A 23,411-nucleotide genomic window follows, 5' to 3' on the forward strand; every position below is an offset into this window, starting at 1 on the left:
AACAGAATTGAAATAGGGTTGTTGATTTTGACGATGAGTTTAGATAACCATTAAAATAACAATCCTATAAAATCAGTGCCGAGGTGGTGAAATTGGTATACACGCTACCTTGAGGTGGTAGTGCCTAAACAACGGGCGTACGGGTTCAAGTCCCGTCCTCGGCACCAATTAATCTAGAAACTTGCGTTTTTAGTATTATCAGCGTAAGATTTGCCACGTTTTCGAACGCGGGATGGAGCAGCATGGTAGCTCGTCGGGCTCATAACCCGAAGGTCGTCGGTTCAAATCCGGCTCCCGCAACCACTTCTTAACAGCCTGTATCTTTTCAACAGTAATAATTCAGCAGCCATTGAGATATCGATCCCTGATTTGACAGGTTGCTTTGAAAAGTATAAAAAAAGAAGTAGGTTGAGACCACTGGCAGTAAATAGGGTCCAGTTGCATAAAGCCCCGAGTGTCGGGGTTTTTTGTTATTTGACAGCAGAATTACTGGGCTAATATAGCCCTTTTTTTATGTCTTGGGGGTGGGCTTGTCCACATTAGAGCAAAAATTAACAGAGATAATTTCAGCACCCGTTGAAGCTTTGGGTTTTGAATTAGTTGGCCTGGAGTATATTCGCGCTCGTGTATCGACGTTGCGAGTCTATATTGATAGTGAGGAGGGTATCACTGTTGATAATTGTGCTGATGTTAGCCACCAGGTCAGTGCAGTGCTTGATGTTGAAGATCCGATTCCAGGGCTTTATAACTTGGAAATATCTTCACCAGGGCTTGAGCGTCCACTGTTTAAGGCTGAACATTACCAGCGTTTTATTGGTGAAAAAGTCAGTTTGGTTTTACGCATGGCAATGCAGAACCGGCGAAAATGGCAAGGTATCATCAAGGCAGTTGATGGTGAAATGATTACGGTTACGGTGGATGGAAAAGACGAAGTGTTCGCACTGAGCAACATCCAGAAAGCGAACCTGGTACCCCACTTTTAAAGTTCGGATGAGGCAACTAGGATGAATAAAGAAATTCTGGCTGTTGTGGAAGCGGTTTCTAATGAAAAATCACTCCCTCGCGAAAAAATCTTCGAAGCATTAGAGATTGCACTGGCGACAGCCACCAAGAAAAAGTATGAGCAGGAAATCGACGTCCGCGTTTGTATCGATCGTAAATCAGGTGATTTTGATACCTTCCGTCGCTGGTTAGCTGTTGACGAAGTGACTCAGCCAACGCGAGAAATCACGCTGGAAGCGGCAAAATTTGACAACCCAGAGATTGAACTGGGTGGTTATATTGAAGATCAAATTGAATCAGTGACCTTTGACCGCATTACGACTCAGACGGCAAAACAGGTTATCGTACAGAAAGTACGTGAAGCTGAACGTGCGATGGTTGTTGATCAATTCCGTGAACAGCAGGGCGAAATTGTGACCGGTCAGGTCAAAAAAATGAACCGCGAAAATATTACGTTGGATTTAGGTAATAATGCTGAAGCGGTCATTTTACGTGAAGACATGTTGCCACGGGAAAACTTCCGTCCAGGTGACCGCGTGCGCGGTGTTCTGTATGATGTTCGTCCTGAAGCGCGTGGAGCACAGCTTTTCATCACTCGTTCTCGTCCTGAGATGTTGGTTGAATTGTTCCGCATCGAAGTGCCTGAGATTGGTGAAGAGATCATTGAGATCAAAGCGGCTGCTCGTGATCCGGGTTCTCGTGCAAAGATCGCAGTGAAAACCAACGACAAGCGTATTGATCCTGTTGGTGCTTGTGTCGGTATGCGTGGCGCAAGGGTACAAGCCGTTTCCAGTGAACTGGGCGGTGAAAGAATTGACATCGTGCTGTGGGACGATAACCCTGCGCAGTTTGTCATTAATGCAATGGCTCCGGCGGATGTTGCATCTATTGTGGTTGACGAAGATAACTGCACTATGGATGTTGCCGTAGAAAACAGTAATCTTGCTCAGGCGATTGGACGTAATGGTCAGAACGTTCGTCTGGCGGCACAACTGTTGAAAAAACATCGTGGTGATGACAAATGGGAACTCAATGTCATGACTGCGGAAGAGCTACAAGCAAAACATCAGGCAGAAGCACACGCTTCTATTGATACATTTACCAAGCATCTCGACATTGATGAAGATTTCGCCACTGTATTGGTCGAGGAAGGTTTCTCTACACTGGAAGAACTGGCTTATGTGCCAATCAAAGAACTTCTGGCAGTAGAGGGCCTTGATGAAGAAACCGTTGAAGTTCTTCGTGAACGCGCTAAAGCGGCCTTGACGACGCTGGAACTGGCTCAGAAAGAGAGTCTTAGTGATCAGCAACCTGCCGAAGATTTATTGAATTTGTCTGGCATGGAGCGTACTTTGGCGTTTAACCTGGCTGCCCGTGGCATCTGCACTCTGGAAGATCTTGCCGAGCAGGGTATCGACGACTTATCTGATATCGAAGGACTGAATGATGAGAAAGCAGGAGAACTCATTATGGCAGCCCGAAATATCTGTTGGTTTGGCGATGATGCATAAATAAACTGTAGCAGGAAGGAACAGAATGACAGAGGTAACCGTAAAAATACTGGCAGAAGAGATCCAGACATCGGTGGAACGTCTCATCCAGCAATTTGCTGATGCTGGCATTCAGAAAACCGCAACTGACTCTGTTTCCCAGAAAGAAAAAGAAGCTTTGCTGGCCCATCTGAATCGCGAACAAGGCGGTTCTGGCGGTCAGCCAGGTAAAATGACATTACAGCGCAAAACGCGCAGTACACTAAACGTTCCTGGCACCGGTGGCAAAAGTAAATCGGTAGCGATTGAAGTCCGCAAAAAACGCACATATGTAAACCGCGATACCACTGAACAGGTTAACGCGGAAGAGCAGGAAAAGCGTGAAGCGGAAGAGCAGGCTCGGCGCGAGGTAGAAGAGAAGGCGCGGCTTGAGGCTGAAGCGAAAAAATTCGCGGAAGAGCAAGCTAAACGTGAAGCTGAAGAAAAGGCTAAATGTGAAGCTGTAGAGAGCGCTCGACGTGAAGCAGAAGAAAAAGCCAAACGTGAAGAGGCTAAACTGTCTCAGCGTGAGGCGGCGGAAAAAGAAAAAGTGACTAAGCAACATACCGAAATCAAGCAAAAATCAGTTCAGAATCACTCTGCTGCGCAAAGTGAAAAAGCGCGTCGTGAAGCTGAAGCTGCAAATTTAAAACGTCAAGCTGAAGAAGAAATGCGCCGTAAGGTGGAAGAGGAGGCTAAACGTGTTGCAGAAGAAGCGCGTCGAATGGCAGAAGAGAACAAAGACAAATGGTCTTATGACTCTGAGAACAATAGTAGTGACACCAGTAGTGAGACCAATAGTGACTACCATATAACCACTTCCCGTTATGCTCGTGATGCGGAAGATGAAAATGACGCCAAAGTAGAGGGCGAACGTCGTTCCCGCTCCCGTGGTGGTAAATCCCGCCAGAAGAAGAATAATAAACATTCTGAATCGAAAGCTGATCGCGAAGAAGCGCGGGCTGTAGGTCGTACCAAAGGTAAACAACGTAAGCCGAGTACTTTACAACAGAGTTTCACGAAACCGGTAGCTGCGGTTAACCGTGACGTTGTGATTGGTGAGACAATTACTGTTGCTGAATTGGCTAACAAAATGGCCGTCAAAGGTGCCCAGGTCATTAAGACTATGATGAACATGGGAGCAATGGTCACCATCAACCAAGTGATCGATCAAGAAACCGCGCAAATGGTTGCCGAAGAAATGGGGCACAAAGTTATCCTGCGTCGTGAAAACGAACTGGAAGAAGCGCTGATGAGCGATCGTGATACGGGTGAAACACAGGCAGAAGCTCGTGCGCCAGTTGTGACCATCATGGGGCACGTTGACCACGGTAAAACTTCTCTGCTGGACTATATCCGTTCCACTAAAGTGGCTTCTGGAGAGGCGGGTGGTATTACCCAGCACATTGGTGCGTATCATGTGAAAACTGAAAAAGGCATGATCACTTTTCTGGATACCCCAGGCCATGCAGCGTTTACCTCCATGCGTGCACGTGGTGCGAAAGCAACAGATATCGTTGTTCTGGTTGTAGCAGCGGATGATGGTGTGATGCCACAGACCATAGAAGCTATCCAGCACGCTAAAGCAGCCAACGTACCCGTTGTTGTTGCGGTGAACAAGATCGATAAGCCAGAAGCTGATCCGGATCGCGTGAAGAATGAATTGTCGCAATACGGTATCATTTCAGAAGAGTGGGGCGGTGAAAACCAGTTCATCAATGTGTCTGCCAAAGCTGGTATTGGTATTGATGAATTGCTGGAAGCCATTTTGCTTCAGTCTGAAGTCCTTGAACTGAAAGCGGTACGCACGGGTATGGCAAATGGTGTGGTCATTGAATCCTTCTTGGATAAAGGCCGTGGCCCAGTTGCAACCATTCTGGTTCAGTCTGGTACGCTGAACAAAGGCGATATCGTTCTGTGTGGCTTCGAGTATGGCCGCATCCGTGCAATGCGTAACGAACTTGGCCGCGAAGTGACTTCGGCTGGTCCCTCTATCCCAGTGGAAATTTTGGGTCTGTCCAACGTGCCATCTGCGGGTGATGAAGCAACGGTTGTTCGTGATGAGAAAAAAGCGCGTGAAGTGGCCTTGTATCGTCAGGGTAAATTCCGCGAAGTGAAATTGGCTCGTCAGCATAAAGCTAAGTTGGAAAACATCTTCGCTAACTTAGAAGAAGGCAAGGTATCTGAACTGAACATCGTTCTGAAAACGGATGTTCAAGGGACTTGTGAAGCCATTAGTGATTCACTGCTGAAATTGTCTACTGATGAAGTTAAAGTGAAAATCATCGGTTCCGGTGTGGGTGGTATCACTGAAACCGATGCAACACTGGCAGCGGCATCTGAAGCAATTATTCTGGGCTTCAACGTTCGTGCTGATGCTTCTGCACGTCGTGTCATTGAAAACGAAAGTTTGGATCTGCGTTACTACTCCGTTATCTATAACCTGATTGATGAGATCAAACAGGCTATGAGCGGTATGCTGGCACCAGAATACAAACAGCAGATCATGGGTCTTGCCGAAGTTCGTGATGTGTTTAAATCACCGAAATTTGGTGCCGTTGCGGGTTGTATGGTGACAGAAGGTTCCATCAAGCGTAATAACCCGATCCGCGTATTGCGCGATAACATTGTCATTTACGAAGGTGAATTGGAATCCTTGCGTCGCTTTAAGGATGACGTTAACGAAGTCCGTAATGGTATGGAATGTGGTATCGGTGTGAAGAACTACAATGATGTTCGCGTTGGCGATATGATTGAAGTCTTTGAAGTGATTGAAATTAAACGCTCCATCGATTAATACCATTATTTATTAATACATTCATTCCATTCTTGGGGGGCTTTATGCCCCCCAAAATGTCAGGAGATATAACAATGGCAAGAGAATTTAGTCGTACTCAGCGCGTTGCACAGGAAATGCAAAAAGAAATTGCCATCATTTTACAGCGTGAAATCAAAGATCCCCGTATCGGAATGGCGACAGTCTCTGGTGTTGAGGTTTCCCGCGATCTGGCTTATGCCAAAGTATTTGTCACCTTTTTGAATGTGCTGGTGGATGGGCATGATTCAGATATGGTTAAAGTAGGTATCAAAGCATTGAACGAAGCCTCCGGTTTTATTCGTTCCCTGCTGGGTAAAGCGATGCGCCTGCGTATCATTCCTGAACTGACATTCTCTTATGACAGTTCTTTGGTGGAAGGGATGCGTATGTCGAATTTGGTTAGCAACGTCGTTAAAAATGATGAAAAGCGTCGCACATCTGCGGATCACAATGAGGAAAAATGATGGGGCACCGTCGTAAAGGCCGTGCTATACACGGTGTACTGTTGCTGGATAAGCCGCAGGATATTTCCTCCAATGATGCGTTACAGAAAGTCAGACGGATTTTTAATGCCAGCAAGGCGGGTCATACTGGTGCGCTGGATCCATTGGCGACAGGCATGTTGCCGATTTGTCTGGGTGAAGCGACCAAGTTTTCCCAATTCTTGCTGGATTCTGACAAACGCTATCGTGTGATTGCCCGTTTGGGGCAGCGTACGGATACGTCGGATTCGCATGGCACAATCATCAGTGAACGCGACGTAAAAATCACCGCATCTCAGCTCAATGCTGCATTGGATCAATTCCGTGGTGATACCATGCAGGTTCCTTCCATGTACTCTGCATTGAAACATCAGGGAAAACCGCTATACGAATATGCCCGTCAGGGGATTGAAGTGGAGCGGGAAGCGCGTCCTATTACTGTTTATGAATTGCAATTCATTCGCTGGGAAGGGAATGAGCTGGAATTGGAAATACACTGTTCCAAGGGAACTTACATTCGTACCATCATTGATGATTTAGGGGAACTTTTGGGCTGTGGCGCGCATGTCATTTATCTGCGTCGTTTACAGGTTGCCGACTATCCCAATCAAAGAATGGTCACGTTGGAACAGTTATATGCGTTAAAACAACAGGCTGAAGCTCAAGAAATTGAGGCGTGGGAATTGCTTGATCCCTTGTTGCTACCCATGGATACCGCCGTGATTCATTTTCCTGTCATTCACTTAACCTCTGTCGTTGCGTCGTACTTCAAACAAGGCCAGCCAGTTCGCAGCAGCCATAAGCTGGCTGCAGATGAATGGGTGAGGGTGACCGAAGGCGATGAAAATAAATTCCTCGGCATTGCAATGATTGATGATGATGGATTAGTGGCTCCACGCCGTCTGGTTGTTGAAACGGAATAATGATAGCAACAGATAGGCAAGGAATTTTCAGCAGGTAAATTGAGTTGGGGCACAGAATGACGGTGATTGTGCTGTCTTGCGCTTCACCTATTTGCAGCGTAGAATACCGCGTCTGTACATGAGTGGCTGAATTAGAGATCGGCACTCGTTATTTTAAATTACATATTTGGAGTTATACTATGTCTCTAAGTACTGCTGCAAAAGCGCAGATTATTGCTGAATTTGGTCGCGGCGCTAACGACAGTGGTTCCAGCGAAGTTCAGATCGCATTGCTGACTGCTGACATCAACCACCTGCAAGGTCACTTTTCAGAGCACAAAAAAGATCACCACAGCCGTCGTGGTCTGCTGAGAAAGGTTGCACAGCGTCGTAAGCAACTGGACTACCTGAAGGGTAAAGATTTGGCACGCTATAGTGCTCTGATTGAGCGTCTGGGACTGCGTCGCTAATTGATGAGTTTCAGTGGAAAGGGGCCTAATTTGGCCCCTTTTCTTCTAGGAAACGGAATTGCCAGGAAACAGAATCGGAAAATTTAATCTACTGTTTTTTTGCGCCGTTTCTAAAAATTAAACCTCTTTCGCTACAGTGACTCGCGCGGCTAATGAGAGTCCTCAAAGCAGTGAGCACTGTCATTAGTCGTGAGGGTGTAGCAAGAAGAGAAAATCTATTGTTGCCGATCTTTTAAGCGGTGACACTAACAAAGGAAAATTATTTTGCTTAATCCGATTGTTCGTAAATTCCAGTATGGTCAACACACAGTGGCCATCGAAACTGGCATGATGGCTCGTCAGGCGACAGCAGCCGTTATGGTCAATATGGATGACACAGCGGTATTTGTCACCGTTGTTGGTCAAAAGAAAGTCAAAACAGGTCAGGATTTCTTCCCTCTGACCGTTAACTATCAGGAGCGCACTTACGCTGCTGGTCGTATTCCGGGAAGTTTCTTTCGCCGCGAAGGCCGTCCGGGTGAAGGTGAAACATTAGTTGCCCGTCTTATCGACCGCCCTCTACGCCCTCTGTTTCCAGAAGGTTTCCTGAATGAAGTTCAAATCATCGCAACAGTTGTTTCTGTTAACCCACAAATAAACCCTGATATCGTTGCCATGATCGGCTCTTCTGCTGCACTGGCTTTGTCTGGCATCCCATTCAATGGCCCAATTGGTGCTGCGCGTGTGGGTTACATTAACGATCAGTACGTACTGAACCCAACCAGTGATGAGCTGAAACACAGCCGTCTGGATCTGGTCGTTGCAGGTACAAATAACGCGGTGCTGATGGTTGAGTCCGAAGCCGAGCTGCTGACTGAAGAGCAAATGTTGGGTGCTGTTGTGTTTGGTCATGAGCAACAACAGATTGTGATTGATAATATCAATGCACTGGTTGCTGAAGCAGGTAAAGAGAAATGGAATTGGGCACCAGAGCTGGTTAATCAGCCTCTGCACGATCGGGTTGCTGAATTGGCTGAAACCCGTCTGGGTGATGCTTATCGCATTACTGAGAAGCAGGAGCGTTATGCTCAGGTTAATAGCATCAAAGAAGAAGTCACTGCGGTTATCCTGGCTGAATTTGCAGAAAAAGGCGTTGAACTGGATGAAACCGAAGTTTTTGACGTTCTCGCTGCTCTGGAGAAAAATGTTGTTCGTAGCCGTGTTCTGCGTGGTGAACCGCGTATTGATGGCCGTGAAAAAGACATGGTTCGTGCTCTGGACGTTCGCACAGGTGTGCTGCCACGGACTCATGGTTCATCCCTGTTTACCCGTGGTGAAACGCAGGCACTGGTGACTGCAACACTGGGCACAGAGCGCGATGCCCAAGTGATTGATGAGCTGATGGGTGAGCGTACAGATCGCTTCCTGTTCCACTATAACTTCCCTCCGTATTCTGTTGGTGAAACTGGCATGGTCGGTTCACCAAAACGCCGTGAAATTGGTCATGGTCGTCTGGCGAAACGTGGTGTATTGGCTGTGATGCCAGGCATCAACGAATTCCCATATACCGTTCGCGTGGTATCTGAAATCACTGAATCCAACGGTTCTTCCTCTATGGCTTCTGTCTGTGGTGCATCACTGGCATTGATGGATGCGGGTGTACCCGTTAAGGCCGCCGTTGCGGGTATCGCAATGGGTCTGGTGAAAGAAGGGGAAAACTTTGTTGTTCTGTCTGACATTTTGGGTGATGAAGATCATCTGGGCGACATGGACTTTAAAGTTGCGGGTAGCCGAGATGGTATCAGCGCCTTGCAAATGGACATCAAAATCGAAGGCATTACCCGTGAAATCATGCAGATTGCTCTGAATCAGGCTAAAGGTGCCCGTTTGCACATCCTGAGTGTGATGGAACAGGCAATTCACAGCCCACGCAATGATATTTCTGAATTTGCACCACGTATCCACACTATCAAGATCAATCCAGACAAGATCAAAGATGTGATTGGTAAAGGGGGGTCCGTGATCCGCGCATTGACGGAAGAAACAGGGACTACCATTGAGATTGAAGACGATGGCACAGTGAAGATTGCGGCGATTGACGGTGACAAAGCACGTCATGCTATCAGACGTATCGAAGAAATCACTGCGGAAGTTGAAGTCGGTCGTATTTATGCTGGTAAAGTGACCCGCATTGTTGATTTTGGTGCATTTGTTGCTATCGGCGGTGGTAAAGAAGGGCTGGTACACATTTCTCAGATTGCCGAAAAACGTGTAGAGAAAGTCACTGATTATCTGCAACTTGGGCAAGAAGTGCCGGTGAAAGTGCTGGAAATTGACCGTCAGGGACGTATCCGCCTGAGCATGAAAGAAGCTGTGATTACAACTGATGCGGAACTGCAATCACCGGAATCATCAGTAGAATAAATTTGACGTAAAGAGCGGCGTCCTGTAAAAAGGGCGCCGTTTATCTCAATAAATTTCGAGTTATTGTTCGTAGTATATTGTTCACAGTAGCCTGGCAATAGTTTGAAAGGTGATGAGAAGAAGTCAATTTTGGGCAGGAAGCCTGAAATATACAATGTGGGTGGAGTAATAGGGCATTCTGATTGATGTCTGGCTTCGGGAGTGGGAAATGAATTCTTTTCTGCGCTGGTGTTATGTTGCGGCTATTTTTCTCCTTGTGGGATGTAGCGGCACTGGGTGGCGTAAAAATGAAGTTATTGCTATTCCATTACAACCGACATTGCAACAGGAGGTTATTCTGGCTCGCATGGAGCAAATACTGGCGAGTCGGTCACTGACGGAAGATGAATACGCACAGCTTTTATATGAACGCGGTGTGCTGTATGATAGCCTCGGGTTGAGGGCACTGGCGCAGAATGATTTTTCAGTGGCTTTGTCTATCCGCCCTGATATTCCTGAGATTTTTAATTATCTGGGAATTTATTTTACGCAGGCAGGCAATTTTGATTCTGCCTATGAAGCGTTTGATTCTGTTTTAGAGCTTGATCCAACTTACAACTACGCGCGAATGAATCGCGGCATTTCACTGTATTACGGTGGCCGCTATCGATTGGCGCAGGATGATCTGCAGGCGTTTTATCAAGACGATCCAAATGACCCCTTCCGTTCGTTGTGGTTGTACCTTGTGGAAGATAAAATTGATCCTAAGGTTGCAATGACGAATTTGTCGTACCATTTTGACAAAGCGAAGCGGGGGAGATGGGGCTGGAATATTGTTGAATTCTATTTAGGCAAAATCGGTGAAAAAACATTGATGGAACGCTTAAAACAGGGTTCAACAGATAACACTTCGCTCGCTGAGCATCTCAGTGAAACTGACTTCTATTTAGGTAAACATTACCTAAGTCTGGGGGATGAGGATAGCGCAACTGCGTTATTCAAGCTGACGGTGGCTAACAATGTGCATAACTTTGTTGAGCACCGCTACGCATTGTTGGAATTGGCACTATTGGGCCAAAAACAAGATGATTTATCGGAATCGAACCAACAATAGCTGACGAACATTTTCACGACAGATTTTAAAGTCCACATCTCTGGAGATGGGGGCTTGTTTGTTCGTTTAATAACATAATTTGAGCCAGTTCACATTTTAAATGAAAATGACAGAAATTCTTTTCACTGTGTTATGTAGACTGGCCGCCACGATTAATGAGGCACCATTACATGACCACTGAGACTGAAATCTCTTTTGCTGATTTAGGTTTATCAGCACCTATCCTTTCTGCGTTGGGAGACCTGGGCTATGAGAAGCCTTCTCCTATTCAACAACAATGTATCCCTCACTTGTTGAGCGGCCGTGATGTGCTTGGCATGGCACAGACAGGCAGTGGTAAGACTGCGGCTTTCAGCTTGCCTTTATTGAATAACATAGATGCTGAACTTAAAGCGCCACAAATTCTTGTGTTAGCGCCAACCCGTGAGCTGGCGGTGCAGGTTGCTGAAGCGTGTTCAGATTTTTCCAAACATATGCGCAACGTGAATGTTGTTGCACTTTACGGTGGTCAGCGTTATGACGTTCAGTTACGCGCCTTGCGTCAGGGACCACAAGTTGTGGTGGGAACACCGGGACGTTTGCTTGACCATCTGAAACGTGGAACTTTGGATCTGTCCAACCTGAAAGGTTTGGTCTTAGATGAAGCTGACGAAATGTTGCGTATGGGCTTTATCGAAGATGTTGAAAACATCATGAGCCAGATCCCTGCTGAACATCAAACCGCACTGTTCTCCGCGACAATGCCAGAAGCGATCCGCCGCATCACTCGTCGTTTCATGAATGATCCACAGGAAGTTCGTATTCAGAGCAGTGTCACAAACCGTCCTGACATTAGCCAAAGCTACTGGTCTGTTTACGGTATGCGTAAAAATGAAGCGTTGGTGCGTTTCCTTGAAGCGGAAGATTTTGATGCTGCGATTATTTTCGTGCGTACCAAGAATGCAACGCTGGAAGTTGCAGAAACGCTGGAGCGTAACGGCTACAACTCTGCGGCACTGAATGGTGACATGAACCAGGCTCTGCGTGAACAGACACTGGAGCGCCTGAAAAATGGCCGTTTGGACATTCTGATTGCGACTGATGTAGCTGCTCGTGGTCTGGATGTTGATCGCATTAGCCTGGTGGTTAACTACGACATCCCAATGGATGCAGAATCTTATGTACACCGTATCGGCCGTACTGGCCGTGCTGGCCGTGCGGGTCGTGCCCTGTTGTTTGTTGAAAACCGTGAACGTCGTTTGCTGCGCAACGTTGAACGCACCATGAAATTGACCATCCCGGAAGTTGAACTGCCAAACGCAGAACTTCTGAGCCAGCGTCGTCTGGAGAAATTTGCGGCCAATGTTCAGAATCAACTGGAAAGCAGCGATCTGGAACAATATCGCGCATTGTTGTCTAAGTTGGGTACTGGCGATGAGCTGGATATGGAAACACTGGCAGCAGCCCTGCTGAAAATGGCACAAGGTGAGCGCTCACTTATTCTGCCACCTGATCCAGTGCGTCGTCCTCGCCGTGAATTCAACGAGCGTGATGACCGTCGTCGCAATAGCAATGGCAATAACAATAGCAATGGTAGCGGCTTTGGTGAGCGTGACAGAGGTGATCGTCCTCGTCGTGAGCGTCGAGACGTGGGTGATATGGAACTGTATCGCATTGAAGTTGGCCGTGATGATGGTGTTGAAGTTCGCCATATTGTGGGCGCAATTGCAAACGAAGGTGATATCAGCAGCCGTTATATCGGTAATATCAAACTGTTTGCAACCCACTCTACGATTGAGCTGCCAAAAGGCATGCCAGGAGAGTTGCTGTCTCACTTCACTCGTACTCGTATTTTGAACAAACCACTGAATATGCAGTTGATGGGAGATGCGCAACCCTTTGAACGCCGTGAGCGTCGTGGTGGCCGCAATGGTAACGGTGGCAATGCTGGCAATGGCCCACGCCGTGATCGTGATGGTTCCGCTAATAACGGTGGTCGTCGTTTTAACAACGAACGTCGTGGTAGTGGTGGTGGTGGTGAGCGTGGTTCGTTCCGCGGTCGCAGTAACGATGATTCCAATGGTGGTGCACCACGCCGTCGCCAAAGCAATGGTAATGTATAAGCAAGCATGCGTCTCTGATTGACGTGCTTGATTTATCGTTGCGTTGAAAATATCGCAATGATGAAGTAAATAAAGCCCTTTCTCTTAATGGAGAAAGGGCTTTTGCTATTTATCTTTCTGAGTTTATTAAATACTATACGTCGCATGAAATGATGCCCTAAGCCGCGATCAATTTAACCCCAATTCTTCTTTAAGCGGTTTCAAATAACGACGACTAACCGGAATACGCTCGTCATTGCTCAGTACCAGCTCTGCCTGCCCATTTTCGCCAAAAACAATTTCCCGTAACTGGGTCATGTTGACTAAATACTGGCGATGGCAACGGGTGAGTGAAGTGCGGGTTTCCAGCGTTCGCAGGGTTAACTCGGTAAATCCTTCCTGTCCGCTGGCACTCATGACATAGACACCACTCAGGCGGGAAGAGACATACAGAACATCATCCAATGGCATCAACCAGATTCGGCTATGCCCGGTACAGGGAATATATTTCAGCTGTTCATCTTCACGTTGAAGATCTGCCGGATTTTGCTTTTGATAGCCAGCACGCAGTCGTTGCAGCGTCTTACTCAGGCGCTCTTTTTCCAGCGGCTTCAATAAATAATCGAAAGCATGTTCTTCAAAGGCTTGCACCGCATATTCATCAAATGCCGTCAGAAAAACAATGTAAGGGCGATGCTCTGGATCGAGCATACCTACCATTTCCAGCCCGGTAATACGGGGCATTTGAATATCGAGGAAAACAACATCGGGTTTCAGGCGATGGATAGCACCAATTGCTTCTACTGCATTGGCACATTCACCAATAATTTGAATATCCGTTTCCTCTTCCAGCAGACAACGTAGATTTTCACGTGCCAATGGCTCATCATCAACAATCAATATATGCATATTTACGCCGCTTTTTTAGCCTGTTTTTTTTCTAATGGTAAACACAAAATGGCACGGGTAAATTCTTCTGGCTGACAATCAACTCTCACCCCATACTGTTTACCATAACGAAGCCGTAGCCGTTTATCTACCAGACTCATCCCAAGACCATCATCCCCCACTTTTCTGGGGCAATACAGCCCGGCATTATCTTCAATCTCTACCAATAGCAACTGTTCTTCTTGATAGGCTCTAATCGTAACTCTTCCCGTCTCCAGTAACTGTGATGTGCCATGTTTAATGGCATTTTCTACCATCGGTTGGAGGGAAAAAGCCGGTAACCGTGCATTGCGCAGGGATTCCGGTATCTCAATGGCAATCTGGAGGTGATCACGGAAACGGGCTTTCTCAATTTGTAAGTAAGCGTTTACATGCTCTATCTCATTTTCCAGCGTGGCAATATCTTCAGATCGCTTTAAATTCTTACGGAAAAATGTTGAGAGATACTGCACAAGCTGGCCTGCCTGCTGGCTATCCCGACGGATAACCGCTTGCAGTGTATTTAAGGCATTAAATAAAAAGTGAGGATTCACTTGTGCGTGAAGGAGCTTTACTTCTGATTGCAGCAAAGATTGCTTATTTCGTTCATACTGTCCGGCAAGAATTTGGGCAGAGAGCAGGCTGGCAATTCCCTCGCCTAATGTACGATTGATGGAACTGAACAGACGATTCTTGGCTTCGTAGAGTTTGATCGTACCAATAACTTGTTGGTTCTCTCCCCGTAACGGGATAACCAGCGCGGAGCCAAGTTTGCAGGTTGGGTTGAGGGAACAGCAATAAGGTGTTTCATTGCCATCGGCATACACAACCTCATTATTCTCAATAGCGCGATGAGATTGTCTGGAAGCGATGGGAGTACCGGCTAAATGATGATCCGAACCGATACCGATAAACGCCAGTAACTTTTCTCTATCCGTAATTGCGACAGCCCCGATCTCCAACTCCTGATAGATCACTTTTGCCACGCGCATACTGTTATCTTCATTAAATCCCTTACGCAAGATACCCTCGGTACAGACCGCAATTTTTAGCGCTTGGGCAGAAAAAGCGCTGGTATATTTTTCGAAAATGGCGCGCCTGTCCAATAAGATGCGGATAAACATGGCCGCCCCGATACTATTAGCGATGATCATGGGAGCTGCGATATCTTTCACCAAACTCAGGGCCTCACTGAAAGGAGTGGCAAGCAGTAGGATAATGCCCATTTGAGTGCATTCAGCAAGGAAAGTAATGATGGCCGCCGTCCAGGGGTTCAATAATTTATTGATCTGTCCTTTTTTCATCAGATAAATATGTACAAGGCCACCCAGTATGCCTTCTACAATGGTGGATACCATACAGCTAAATGCGGTCATTCCGCCAAGAGAATAGCGGTGCAGGCCTCCGGTGAATCCGACCATCGCCCCTACAGTAGGTCCGCCGAGAAAGCCTCCCAATACAGCACCAATCGCGCGGGTATTGGCGATCGAATCGTTAATATGCAGCCCAAAATAGGTTCCCATAATGCAAAAGATGGAAAAAATCACGTAACACATCAGCTTATGAGGTAAACGGACCGTCACTTGCAACAAGGGAATAAACAGAGGGGTTTTACTCAGGAGCCAAGCGATCACCAGATAGACACACATCTGCTGAAGTAATAACAACACCAGGTTAAATTCGTACATATATTTTCGTTTTGTGATTAATAATGTGTGATTAATAACGATAAAAAATTTAAGGCGCTATTATCAAAGGTGGGATTTAACACCGTCAATAGGTGTTGGCAGGATAATGCATTTATAGGAATAGGAAAGCATTATCCGCCCACATGGGGCGGATTTTGGGACAAGCAATAAAAATGAGTGATAAATCGCGTTATTCCTTACAGATGACGTAATCATAGATTTTATCATTGATAGCATGTGCAAATCCGTCATCTATATTCACGGCGTAATGTTCATCTTTCCCTTCATCATCTTTTCCTGGTGTGGCAGAACGATAGGAGCGATGTCCGGGCCAACCAAATTGTTCATGCATTGCATTGTTTGGATGTGCTCGGTACAGGGCTATCAAATCGTCTTTTGTTGGCAACTGACGGTGCATTTCGTTGCAATACCAAGTGGCTCCTTCTGCACGACGGCGCGGCCAGCCTTCACCCCCGTCGGGATATCCGGCCCCTGTGATTAAATGCTGTGCTGCGAGTTCCGCTTTCAATAGAGGGCGTTTAAAGACAATACCATTTTCGGCCACGGCGGTATCAGACATATGTCCCCAAAAATTCGCTACGGGAACGTCCGGGCTGGTAACCACAGTAAAAATGACCTCTTTAGTTTGTGGGGCAGCAGTACCGTCCACGGAGATAGACAACGTTGTCTTCACACCAAGCCCGTTTGGATCGGTCACTGTAAGAGACAGGATACCTTGATCATCCGTGACACCTTGGTACACACCTGATTTGCCACTCAGTAAGGCTGTGACTTTCTCACTAATATTCTGGCGATTCAGTGCTTTCATGGCGTTAACTCTGACGGCGACATTTCGGGCTGGCTTCCCCTGATTTAGTGTTTGGATTTTCAGTATAATGGGTTCTTGTTTTTTAACCTTATCAGCATTGACAGTGATCAACATATTATCGGCCAGCCCTCTGACAGTACCGCCTTTTCCACCATCATGAGTATGGTTGCCTTGCTCGGCACTCATGCTGGTATCAACACTTTGTGTATTTCCGGTAAGTTTTGCCTCATTTTGTGCCTGTATGACAACTTCTTTCACCGTACCTGCATCTGCCGGGGTCAATGTATAGTCAGGAACCTTGCCCGATTCTGTGATTATCTTACCTTTGGTAATGTCAATATTGCCTTTATTGCCCCACATGTAGCGCGATTTATCTGTTTTGTCACCATGATTAGGATTAAAGGTATAGGTTGCACTTAATGTTTGCCCTATCTCTAACTTACCAAAGAGAGTCAAATTTCTGACGATTGGCGCACTCGGATGTACGAACATGATCTTGACGGATTTAATCGTAATACCATCCACTTCTGGTGTGATTTTCAGTACGCCAACCTTTTCGCCGGCAGTCAGCCGGGATTCATAGACACCTGGCTGAACTTCTTTCATCTTATCGATCTTAGGAGCACTGCCATCCCCACTTAATCCGCTTGAGACCAATTTGATCTCTGAGGCAACGCCACGGATAGGTTTGTCATCCTTATCTTTCAGGGTTAATGTCAGGAGGGTGGTGGCATGACCGTCAGCCAATAGCCCTTTATCTTTGGCCGAGAAGGTGGATTTATTGGCATTCACGACAGCGGGAAGCACTTGTACCTTCATTTCGGCCCGTTTGGATGTATTGCCGTGCTCATCGTAAGCAATGGCACCCACCGCGTAGGTATTGTTACCTTGGGTTCGATATTTTGGTAAGGTCAACAGATAGTGTGTCCCACCAAGATGTTGGATCTTACCGCCATTGGCAAAAAAGTCGGCTGCATTCCACTTGATATCTTTAAACCCATATTTGCTGTCAACCGTGATATGGAGAGGTTTGGTCTCCCTCGCATGACCAATAATCAGGTTATCTATTGCCAGAGCGATCACTTCACGTTTGCGATATTCCAAAACGATCTGATTGTTGCGATCAACCAAAGCATAGCGGCTGCCTTGCAGAGAACGCTTAAATGCCACCGCATCTGGATCAATCTGTTTAGCCCACGGCGTACCAATTTCATAGCTCAGTTCGATATTGAACTGGGTTTCCCCACCCCCGGACATCTCTTGTTTACGGTTAATACCGAAAGTCAGCAATGGGACAGGCGTATAATGAACCCCAAAAGTGAAGGCAGCAGGATCTTTCTTGCGATGGTCTTTACTAATGAGTCCGACTTCATCTCCAAAGTATTGTTCATACATCAACTTACCACCGAGTTGTGATAAAGCAGGCAAATAACCTTGTGCTTTCAGGTCGAAACCATTGGCCGGACGTTCATCATAATCGGTCAACAGGTGAGATTCTTTCCAGTTACTTAACCGAATATAGCCGTTAGCCGCCAATTTCAGGTAATTGCGGGCATATTCTGCACCAAGGCCGAGTCGGCTATTATCGCCAGTGATATCGTGGTCAAAGAAGGTATTGTAGCCCAGCATCCAATCACCAAAAAAATGGCGTTGTCCAAATCCAATATTGGCTGTGTTACGACTATCGATATAGCGCAGGCCGAATTGGGTAAAGGCCATCCGATGACAGGTATCATACAATGGCAATAACATATCAAATTGGCTGTCATTCAAACGGCCATGACTATCCATATTAAGCTGCACGCGCGCAGTACCGTAGCGTTCCGACCAATTTTGAATTTTCTGACTGGCTTCTCCCATTGTCAGACTGCTTAATTGGCTGGTTGCATTATTCTTCATGTTGTCACTCGCCAGTAATTGACCAATATGAGAAGAAATTTCAGCCAGATGGCTGGCATTTTTGTCTGTAATCGCCGTCTGGTCTTCTGTGATAAGGGCTTTGCCTGGAGAGGGGGCTTTTAATGAGGAGTGTTCTGATGAAGATTGTGTTAATAAAGGCCGCTCTATTTCATTTTGAAAAGTTGGGTGGGGTTGGGTGGCAACGATAGCGGGGGTGAATGCAACAGCAACTGGAAAGACAAGTTGAGTGACAATATTCATCCAGGTTACATGTTTCATCAAATTTTGCTGATCTTGTAACCACGGCTGCTCGGATTTTTTGTTCATATCTATAGACCTGTAACAATAAAAAATACCATGCATGTAGTAGCCAGCAATAATCCTATCCATTTCAGGATATTATCTTCTATTTACTGTCTAACATGAGTCATGTAATCAGGGGAGAAAAACGCCATAGAGTACACAATAAAGGGGTAACAACACGACATAGCCCTATTTGAAATATCGTTAAAATAGTTAATAAACACTACGTAAAGGTTAATAATCAGATTATTGATCTTGTAGTTTTTTCTTTGTACGGTTTTTTATTCCAGCATAAAATCATCTATTGATCAATGTAACTTTTATTATCGATTATTCTGATACTTAACTCATTTTAATTTAAATAATTAAGTAAAAATAAAGAGTTATTATTTTATTTTATATTATCTTAATATTTATTCTCAGATTAAAAATAAGGCAAGAGTAAATAATAAGATAATTTGATGGGTTAGCTGTTCGTTTTTATCTTTCGCCATAAAATTAAATTAATAAGCTACTATTAAAATGAATGTCTATCGATATTTTTTGATGAGAGAAAAAGCATTTTTTACTTTTATATATTAATATATGAGAATTTATAATTTTAATTATAATGTGTAGTTTTATTACTTAATTAATTTATGTTTTCCACTGCTTTTTTTAATATCTTTTTTCCATTGCCAATATTTATCATGGGGGGAAGGGTGATAGAGATTAATTCATCCTCTTTATCAGTTTAATTAATATAATTTTAACTTAACTAATTATTTTGTGATGACTATTCAGTTTTATAGGGTGATGTGCTAAATGTTCTGTTTTTGTTAAAAGACATAATGCTATTATAGGGTGTTTTAGATAAGCATTACTTTGTTTATGACTGCAATATCATTTATGTCGCTATTTATAACTAGTGAGAGGCGTTTTTCCCAGAGGTGCTAAAATTTAGGCAGTGGAGAATGTTGAGGCTGGATTATCATCATTCAACCTTGACTGATACTGTAACTAACTTCTGGTTAGGTTGTTGATTTATAGATTATTTTACCTAATCGTACGTTTGGGGCTGACAGAACAGAATGAAAAAAAGAACGCTTTTCACAATCTTACTGATTATCTTCCTGATCGCAATGGCCGTGCTTTTCCGTTCCCACAGCCAGGAGCTGTTATTGCAGGGAGAAGTTGATGCGCCGGAAGTGATCATTGCGTCTAAGGCGATGGGGCGAGTCGTTAACGTTCATGTTGTGCGAGGAGATAGTGTCAAAACCGGACAACTGATGGTAAGTCTTGATAGCCCTGAACTGGCGGCTAAAGTTGCTGCGGTACAGGCAGCACGCGATCAAGCCAGGGCAAAACTTGAATTGTCCCTGCGTGGAACTCGTGAGGAGAACATTCGGAATTTAGCAGCCACCTTTGCACAGGCCCAATCAGAGTACACAAATGCACAACGTGAATTTGATCGCCTTAAAAATATGTCGACCAAAGGCTATGTGTCTGCTACCGATCTGGATAATGCGCGTAACGCACGGGATATTGCCTATCAGAAGAGGCTGGGGGCTAAAGCGCAGCTTGATGAAGGCAAAAATGGCGATCGTATAGAGTTACGTCAGCAACTCCAGGCAGCATTAAATGAAGCAGAAGAAAATCTGCGTGAACTGCAAATCCAGAATGATGATCTGCAAGTCAAAGCGCCTGTTGAGGGGGAAGTCGGGCCATTGCCGGCAGAAGTCGGCCAACTTTTTAATGCGAATAGTCCATTAGCGACACTGGTACGCATTTCACAGGCTTATTTCGTCTACAACCTGCGAGAAGATATTTTGGCGGGCGTTCGCAAGGGCGACAAAATTAAATTGTCTGTCCCGGCACTGGGAAATAAGGAGATTGAGGCTGAAATTCGTTATATCGCGCCAATGGGGGATTATGCGACAAAACGTGCAACGCGTGCGACGGGGGATTTTGATCTAAAAACGTTTGAGGTTCGGTTATATCCATTGCAACCCGTTGACGGCTTACGTCCGGGCATGAGTGCTTTATGGCTCTGGAATAAGTAGGTATAAGGTGCGGCCTGATGAACAGAAAAGCGGTGTGGCGCAGTTTTAAACAAGAATTTATGCGAGAACTGAGTACTGCACTGCACAGTCCGGTTTTTCATTGGCTGGGGTGGTTATTTCCTTTACTGCTGTTTATCTTAATCAGTGCGAATTTTTCAAAGGGAACACTGTTTAACCTGCCGGTTTCGGTGGTGGATAATGACCAAAGCACGCTATCACGCACCCTTATCCGGAACTTGAATGCGGCACCTCATGCGAATATCAAGTCTTATAACAATAGCTTACCAGAATCCATAGACCGTTTGCGCGCGGCGCAGGATTACTCTCTGCTTTATCTCCCTGAAAATCTTGAAAAAGAGGCTTTAAGTGGGAAACAGCCGATGGTCATTATGTATTTCAATGCCCTATTTTATGGGGCAGGTCGCTACTCAACACTGGATTTCAGCGGCCTGATAGCTGAAACCAACGCAAAATACCGTGCAATTATTGCTGCCGAAATAGGCCGCCCGTTACCGCCATTAGCGAAAGCGACCATGTCCTATGACAGCTTATTTAACGCCAGCGGCAGTTATATTTATTTCCAGCAATTTGCGGCAACCATCCATCTATTACAGCTTTTTGTTGTCACATGTACTATCTACACCATGGCCAGAGAGAAGCGGCTCCTGGAAGCGAAATATTTCGTTGGGGCATTGTTAGGAAAATTGGCACCTTATACCTTGATATTCACCCTGCTATTGATGGTAGAAATTACCATACTGGTTATGTCTTCGGGAGCCAGAGTCGCGGGTAATCCGCTGTACATGCCGATTGTTGGATTTTTCTATGTCATTGCGGCGCAAAGCATTGGCCTGTTGCTGTTTACTTTCACCAACACGGCAATAACGGCCTACACCTTGATTGGGATGCTGGTCAGTATTGCGATGACATTTTCTGGCATGATCGTGCCACAACTTGCCATGATATGGCCTGCAAGGGTTATCTCTATGCTTGAGCCATTAACCTATGCCTTGAATGCCATGTTTGACATCTTCCTGCGGGAAGTCTCACTACAGATTATTTTGTATGTTTGCCTGATATTGATGATTTATCCTGCGGTTTGCAGCCTTTTGATTCGCAATCGCTTGTGGAAACGGCTTAATCAATCAGAAGGAACTCCATAATGTCAGATAATGGGCAAACAAATGGGCCATCGAATTGGGCGTTGTACTGGCAGACACTGCGTAATGTATTTTTGGTGATGCTGGAAAAACCCATGTGGTTATTATTGATTGTTTCGCTATGTGTGATGAGCCTGGTTTACGCTCGTCCTTCTTTGTGGGACTTACCGATCGCTGTGATCGATAAAGATAACAGTTATGCGAGTCGCACGTTGATCCGTAATATTGATGCCATGGCTAAAGTGGCCCCCAAAAGCTACAATAATCTCGACAATGCCCGCCATGACATGCTACAGCGCACCATCTTTGCCATTATCATCGTACCGATGGATTTTGAAAAACGCCTGTTAGGTGGACAAGATGTCACTGTGCCGGTTTATGGTGATGCGACCAATCGTCTCGCTAATGGACAGATTCAAAAAGATTTGATGTTAGCTTATCAACAACTTTTATCAGAATACAACGGCAAATTACTTTTGCAATCGGGCTTTAGTCTTGAGCAGGTGAAAACCTTGCTACAACCGATTCGGGGTGAAACCATTGGATTATTTAATCCGGGGGTTAGTTATGCTGCAATCGTATTTCCGGGTTTGTTAGTCATGCTGTTGCAACACTCCTTATTAGTCGCTTGTGTTCGCGTCAGTATTACCCTACGGGATACCCCCAAAGGTAATCCGCCTCTCCCGATCTATTTGGGCACATTATCTGCTTTGATCCCTATCTGGCTATTTCTGTCAGTGATCTTTTTTATTCTGTGGCCGTGGATATTGGGGTATCGGCAAGATGCACCGATTCACCTCGTGCTTTTACTGACATTCCCGTTCCTGTTAGCGGTATTGGGATTGGGAAAATTGGTGACAGAATGCCTGCGTAGCGTAGAAATGATTTATTTAACGCTGGCTTTTATTACCACACCGATCTTCTATATTTCAGGCACAATCTGGCCGCCTCAGGCGATGCCTGAATGGGTCAGAGTGATTTCATTGGCCTTGCCATCGACATGGGCAACAAAAGCGATAGCCGGGGTTAACCAGATGGGGTTGCCATTGCACAATGTGTTCAAAGATATCGGCATGATGCTGCTGCTTGGTGTGATATACATGGTTCTGGGTATTTTAGTTGGTATGCTGCGTAAGCAACGGGTCATGTATTGAATAGTTAGATCATTCATTAAACGTAGTTTTCACGCTCAATGAACGTCCCTATCACCTTGTCATGCATACATGGACGCCCCTTGTTTGCCAAACAATCGTTTGCCATGACCAGAACCAGGTTAAGATTGCAGCCATACATCCGGACTTTAGTTGAGGCCGTCGCCCCTGTCCCTGATGGAATTCGCTGACCAGGCTCTTATCATTTCGACGCGCTATAAGCGCTTGCATGACACCAGAGTTTCCTGATCACGGTCCGACCTGTCTTGCCATCACTTCTCGATTGTCGGGGAACCAGACCCAGCCATGCCGCCAACTGGCGACCATTGGCGAAGTGTCTAGCATCCCCTATCGATGCGACCAGCGCGCTGGCCGTTATCGGGCCGATACTCACAAGCGACTTGATGTGGGTTGACTCAGATTGACTTCTGTTGAAAGAAAAATCGCGGAAAACTTTGTATGGCGCGGATTTCAGGTACAAAAAAAGACGTCTGTTGACGTCTATTGATGTTCCGATGGTGCGAAGGCCGGACTCGCAAATGAATATAATTGATTGAAATTAAATAAATTAACGCGATGCTCGACTTTTATGATGAGTTGAAATGACATAGCCGCTCCTTTATAACTTTAAG

At 45.6% G+C, this 23,411-nt stretch carries 15 protein-coding genes, 2 tRNA genes and 1 pseudogene; 14 read left to right on the forward strand and 4 right to left on the reverse strand.

Annotation, left to right across the window (positions count from 1 at the left end; translation table 11 throughout):
* Positions 1 to 77 precede the first annotated feature (77 nt).
* The 11 genes from ABLA76_RS12260 to ABLA76_RS12310 all read left to right on the forward strand — a co-directional run bounded on the left by ABLA76_RS12260 (position 78) and on the right by ABLA76_RS12310 (position 12,801).
* Positions 78 to 167: transfer RNA gene (locus ABLA76_RS12260), tRNA-Leu, on the forward strand.
* A gap of 59 nt (positions 168 to 226) precedes the next feature.
* Positions 227 to 303 (forward strand) — tRNA-Met (locus ABLA76_RS12265).
* Between the two features lie 227 nt (positions 304 to 530).
* Positions 531 to 983 (forward strand): ribosome maturation factor RimP, encoded by a 453-nt coding sequence (gene rimP, locus ABLA76_RS12270; RefSeq protein WP_047766243.1) that lies wholly within the window; start codon positions 531 to 533, stop codon positions 981 to 983.
* Positions 984 to 1,004: 21 nt separating this feature from the next.
* Entirely contained in the window at positions 1,005 to 2,513 is a 1,509-nt protein-coding gene (nusA, locus tag ABLA76_RS12275) for a transcription termination factor NusA (protein WP_285808754.1), read from the forward strand.
* A 25-nt stretch (positions 2,514 to 2,538) separates the two neighbouring features.
* Entirely contained in the window at positions 2,539 to 5,328 is a 2,790-nt protein-coding gene (infB, locus tag ABLA76_RS12280; RefSeq protein WP_348988128.1) for a translation initiation factor IF-2, read from the forward strand.
* 74 nt (positions 5,329 to 5,402) lie between these two features.
* Entirely contained in the window at positions 5,403 to 5,813 is a 411-nt protein-coding gene (gene rbfA / locus ABLA76_RS12285; protein WP_348988129.1) for a 30S ribosome-binding factor RbfA, read from the forward strand.
* The gene (gene truB / locus ABLA76_RS12290) at positions 5,813 to 6,754 is read left to right on the forward strand and encodes a tRNA pseudouridine(55) synthase TruB (RefSeq protein ID WP_348988140.1); all 942 of its coding nucleotides are present in this window, start codon (positions 5,813 to 5,815) and stop codon (positions 6,752 to 6,754) included. The genes rbfA and truB overlap by 1 nt, the downstream gene beginning before the upstream one ends.
* Positions 6,755 to 6,933: 179 nt before the next feature.
* Complete coding sequence (rpsO, locus tag ABLA76_RS12295) at positions 6,934 to 7,203, forward strand: 30S ribosomal protein S15 (RefSeq protein ID WP_047766238.1); 270 nt, start codon at positions 6,934 to 6,936, stop codon at positions 7,201 to 7,203.
* Positions 7,204 to 7,467: 264 nt separating this feature from the next.
* On the forward strand, positions 7,468 to 9,606 hold the full coding sequence (gene pnp / locus ABLA76_RS12300; RefSeq protein ID WP_348988130.1) for a polyribonucleotide nucleotidyltransferase: 2,139 nt from the start codon (positions 7,468 to 7,470) through the stop codon (positions 9,604 to 9,606).
* 208 nt (positions 9,607 to 9,814) lie between these two features.
* The gene (gene nlpI / locus ABLA76_RS12305; protein ID WP_348988131.1) at positions 9,815 to 10,699 is read left to right on the forward strand and encodes a lipoprotein NlpI; all 885 of its coding nucleotides are present in this window, start codon (positions 9,815 to 9,817) and stop codon (positions 10,697 to 10,699) included.
* A gap of 170 nt (positions 10,700 to 10,869) precedes the next feature.
* Positions 10,870 to 12,801: a DEAD/DEAH family ATP-dependent RNA helicase gene (locus tag ABLA76_RS12310; RefSeq protein WP_348988132.1), complete on the forward strand. Its 1,932-nt coding sequence runs from the start codon at positions 10,870 to 10,872 to the stop codon at positions 12,799 to 12,801.
* Between the two features lie 168 nt (positions 12,802 to 12,969).
* Here the strand turns inward: ABLA76_RS12310 and btsR are convergent, their stop codons facing one another.
* The 3 genes from btsR to ABLA76_RS12325 all read right to left on the reverse strand — a co-directional run bounded on the left by btsR (position 12,970) and on the right by ABLA76_RS12325 (position 18,450).
* Positions 12,970 to 13,689, reverse strand: coding sequence for a two-component system response regulator BtsR (btsR, locus tag ABLA76_RS12315; RefSeq protein WP_348988133.1), 720 nt, complete (start codon positions 13,687 to 13,689; stop codon positions 12,970 to 12,972).
* Positions 13,690 to 13,691: 2 nt separating this feature from the next.
* On the reverse strand, positions 13,692 to 15,395 hold the full coding sequence (locus ABLA76_RS12320) for a sensor histidine kinase (protein WP_348988134.1): 1,704 nt from the start codon (positions 15,393 to 15,395) through the stop codon (positions 13,692 to 13,694).
* 190 nt (positions 15,396 to 15,585) lie between these two features.
* Positions 15,586 to 18,450 carry an inverse autotransporter beta domain-containing protein gene (locus tag ABLA76_RS12325; RefSeq protein ID WP_348988135.1) on the reverse strand — a complete coding sequence of 955 codons (2,865 nt, stop codon included), beginning with the start codon at positions 18,448 to 18,450 and terminating at the stop codon, positions 15,586 to 15,588.
* 1,046 nt (positions 18,451 to 19,496) lie between these two features.
* On the opposite strand from ABLA76_RS12325, the gene ABLA76_RS12330 reads away from it, so the two are divergent.
* The 3 genes from ABLA76_RS12330 to ABLA76_RS12340 are packed head-to-tail and all read left to right on the forward strand — an operon-like array spanning position 19,497 to position 22,782.
* On the forward strand, positions 19,497 to 20,468 hold the full coding sequence (locus ABLA76_RS12330; protein WP_348988136.1) for an efflux RND transporter periplasmic adaptor subunit: 972 nt from the start codon (positions 19,497 to 19,499) through the stop codon (positions 20,466 to 20,468).
* 17 nt (positions 20,469 to 20,485) lie between these two features.
* The gene (locus ABLA76_RS12335) at positions 20,486 to 21,631 is read left to right on the forward strand and encodes an ABC transporter permease (protein ID WP_348988137.1); all 1,146 of its coding nucleotides are present in this window, start codon (positions 20,486 to 20,488) and stop codon (positions 21,629 to 21,631) included.
* Entirely contained in the window at positions 21,631 to 22,782 is a 1,152-nt protein-coding gene (locus tag ABLA76_RS12340; protein WP_348988138.1) for an ABC transporter permease, read from the forward strand. Before ABLA76_RS12335 ends, ABLA76_RS12340 begins: the two co-directional genes overlap by 1 nt.
* A 199-nt stretch (positions 22,783 to 22,981) precedes the next feature.
* Here the strand turns inward: ABLA76_RS12340 and ABLA76_RS12345 are convergent.
* Positions 22,982 to 23,185: pseudogene (locus ABLA76_RS12345) on the reverse strand (transposase); the annotation flags it as partial.
* Between the last annotated feature and the right edge of the window lie 226 nt (positions 23,186 to 23,411).

The organism is Xenorhabdus sp. SGI240 (assembly GCF_040081915.1).
GTDB classification, from domain to species: Bacteria; Pseudomonadota; Gammaproteobacteria; order Enterobacterales; family Enterobacteriaceae; genus Xenorhabdus; species Xenorhabdus bakwenae.

Bases quoted from the DNA above. Each gene is read 5' to 3' on its own strand.
- ABLA76_RS12320 (WP_348988134.1), bottom strand. From the start codon at position 15,395: ATGTACGAATTTAACCTGGTGTTGTTATTACTTCAGCAGATGTGTGTC.
- ABLA76_RS12325 (WP_348988135.1), bottom strand. From the start codon at position 18,450: ATGAACAAAAAATCCGAGCAGCCGTGGTTACAAGATCAGCAAAATTTG.
- nlpI (WP_348988131.1), top strand. From the start codon at position 9,815: ATGAATTCTTTTCTGCGCTGGTGTTATGTTGCGGCTATTTTTCTCCTT.
- rbfA (WP_348988129.1), top strand. From the start codon at position 5,403: ATGGCAAGAGAATTTAGTCGTACTCAGCGCGTTGCACAGGAAATGCAA.
- ABLA76_RS12335 (WP_348988137.1), top strand. From the start codon at position 20,486: ATGAACAGAAAAGCGGTGTGGCGCAGTTTTAAACAAGAATTTATGCGA.
- btsR (WP_348988133.1), bottom strand. From the start codon at position 13,689: ATGCATATATTGATTGTTGATGATGAGCCATTGGCACGTGAAAATCTA.
- rpsO (WP_047766238.1), top strand. From the start codon at position 6,934: ATGTCTCTAAGTACTGCTGCAAAAGCGCAGATTATTGCTGAATTTGGT.
- ABLA76_RS12330 (WP_348988136.1), top strand. From the start codon at position 19,497: ATGAAAAAAAGAACGCTTTTCACAATCTTACTGATTATCTTCCTGATC.
- infB (WP_348988128.1), top strand. From the start codon at position 2,539: ATGACAGAGGTAACCGTAAAAATACTGGCAGAAGAGATCCAGACATCG.
- ABLA76_RS12310 (WP_348988132.1), top strand. From the start codon at position 10,870: ATGACCACTGAGACTGAAATCTCTTTTGCTGATTTAGGTTTATCAGCA.
- nusA (WP_285808754.1), top strand. From the start codon at position 1,005: ATGAATAAAGAAATTCTGGCTGTTGTGGAAGCGGTTTCTAATGAAAAA.
- truB (WP_348988140.1), top strand. From the start codon at position 5,813: ATGGGGCACCGTCGTAAAGGCCGTGCTATACACGGTGTACTGTTGCTG.
- ABLA76_RS12340 (WP_348988138.1), top strand. From the start codon at position 21,631: ATGTCAGATAATGGGCAAACAAATGGGCCATCGAATTGGGCGTTGTAC.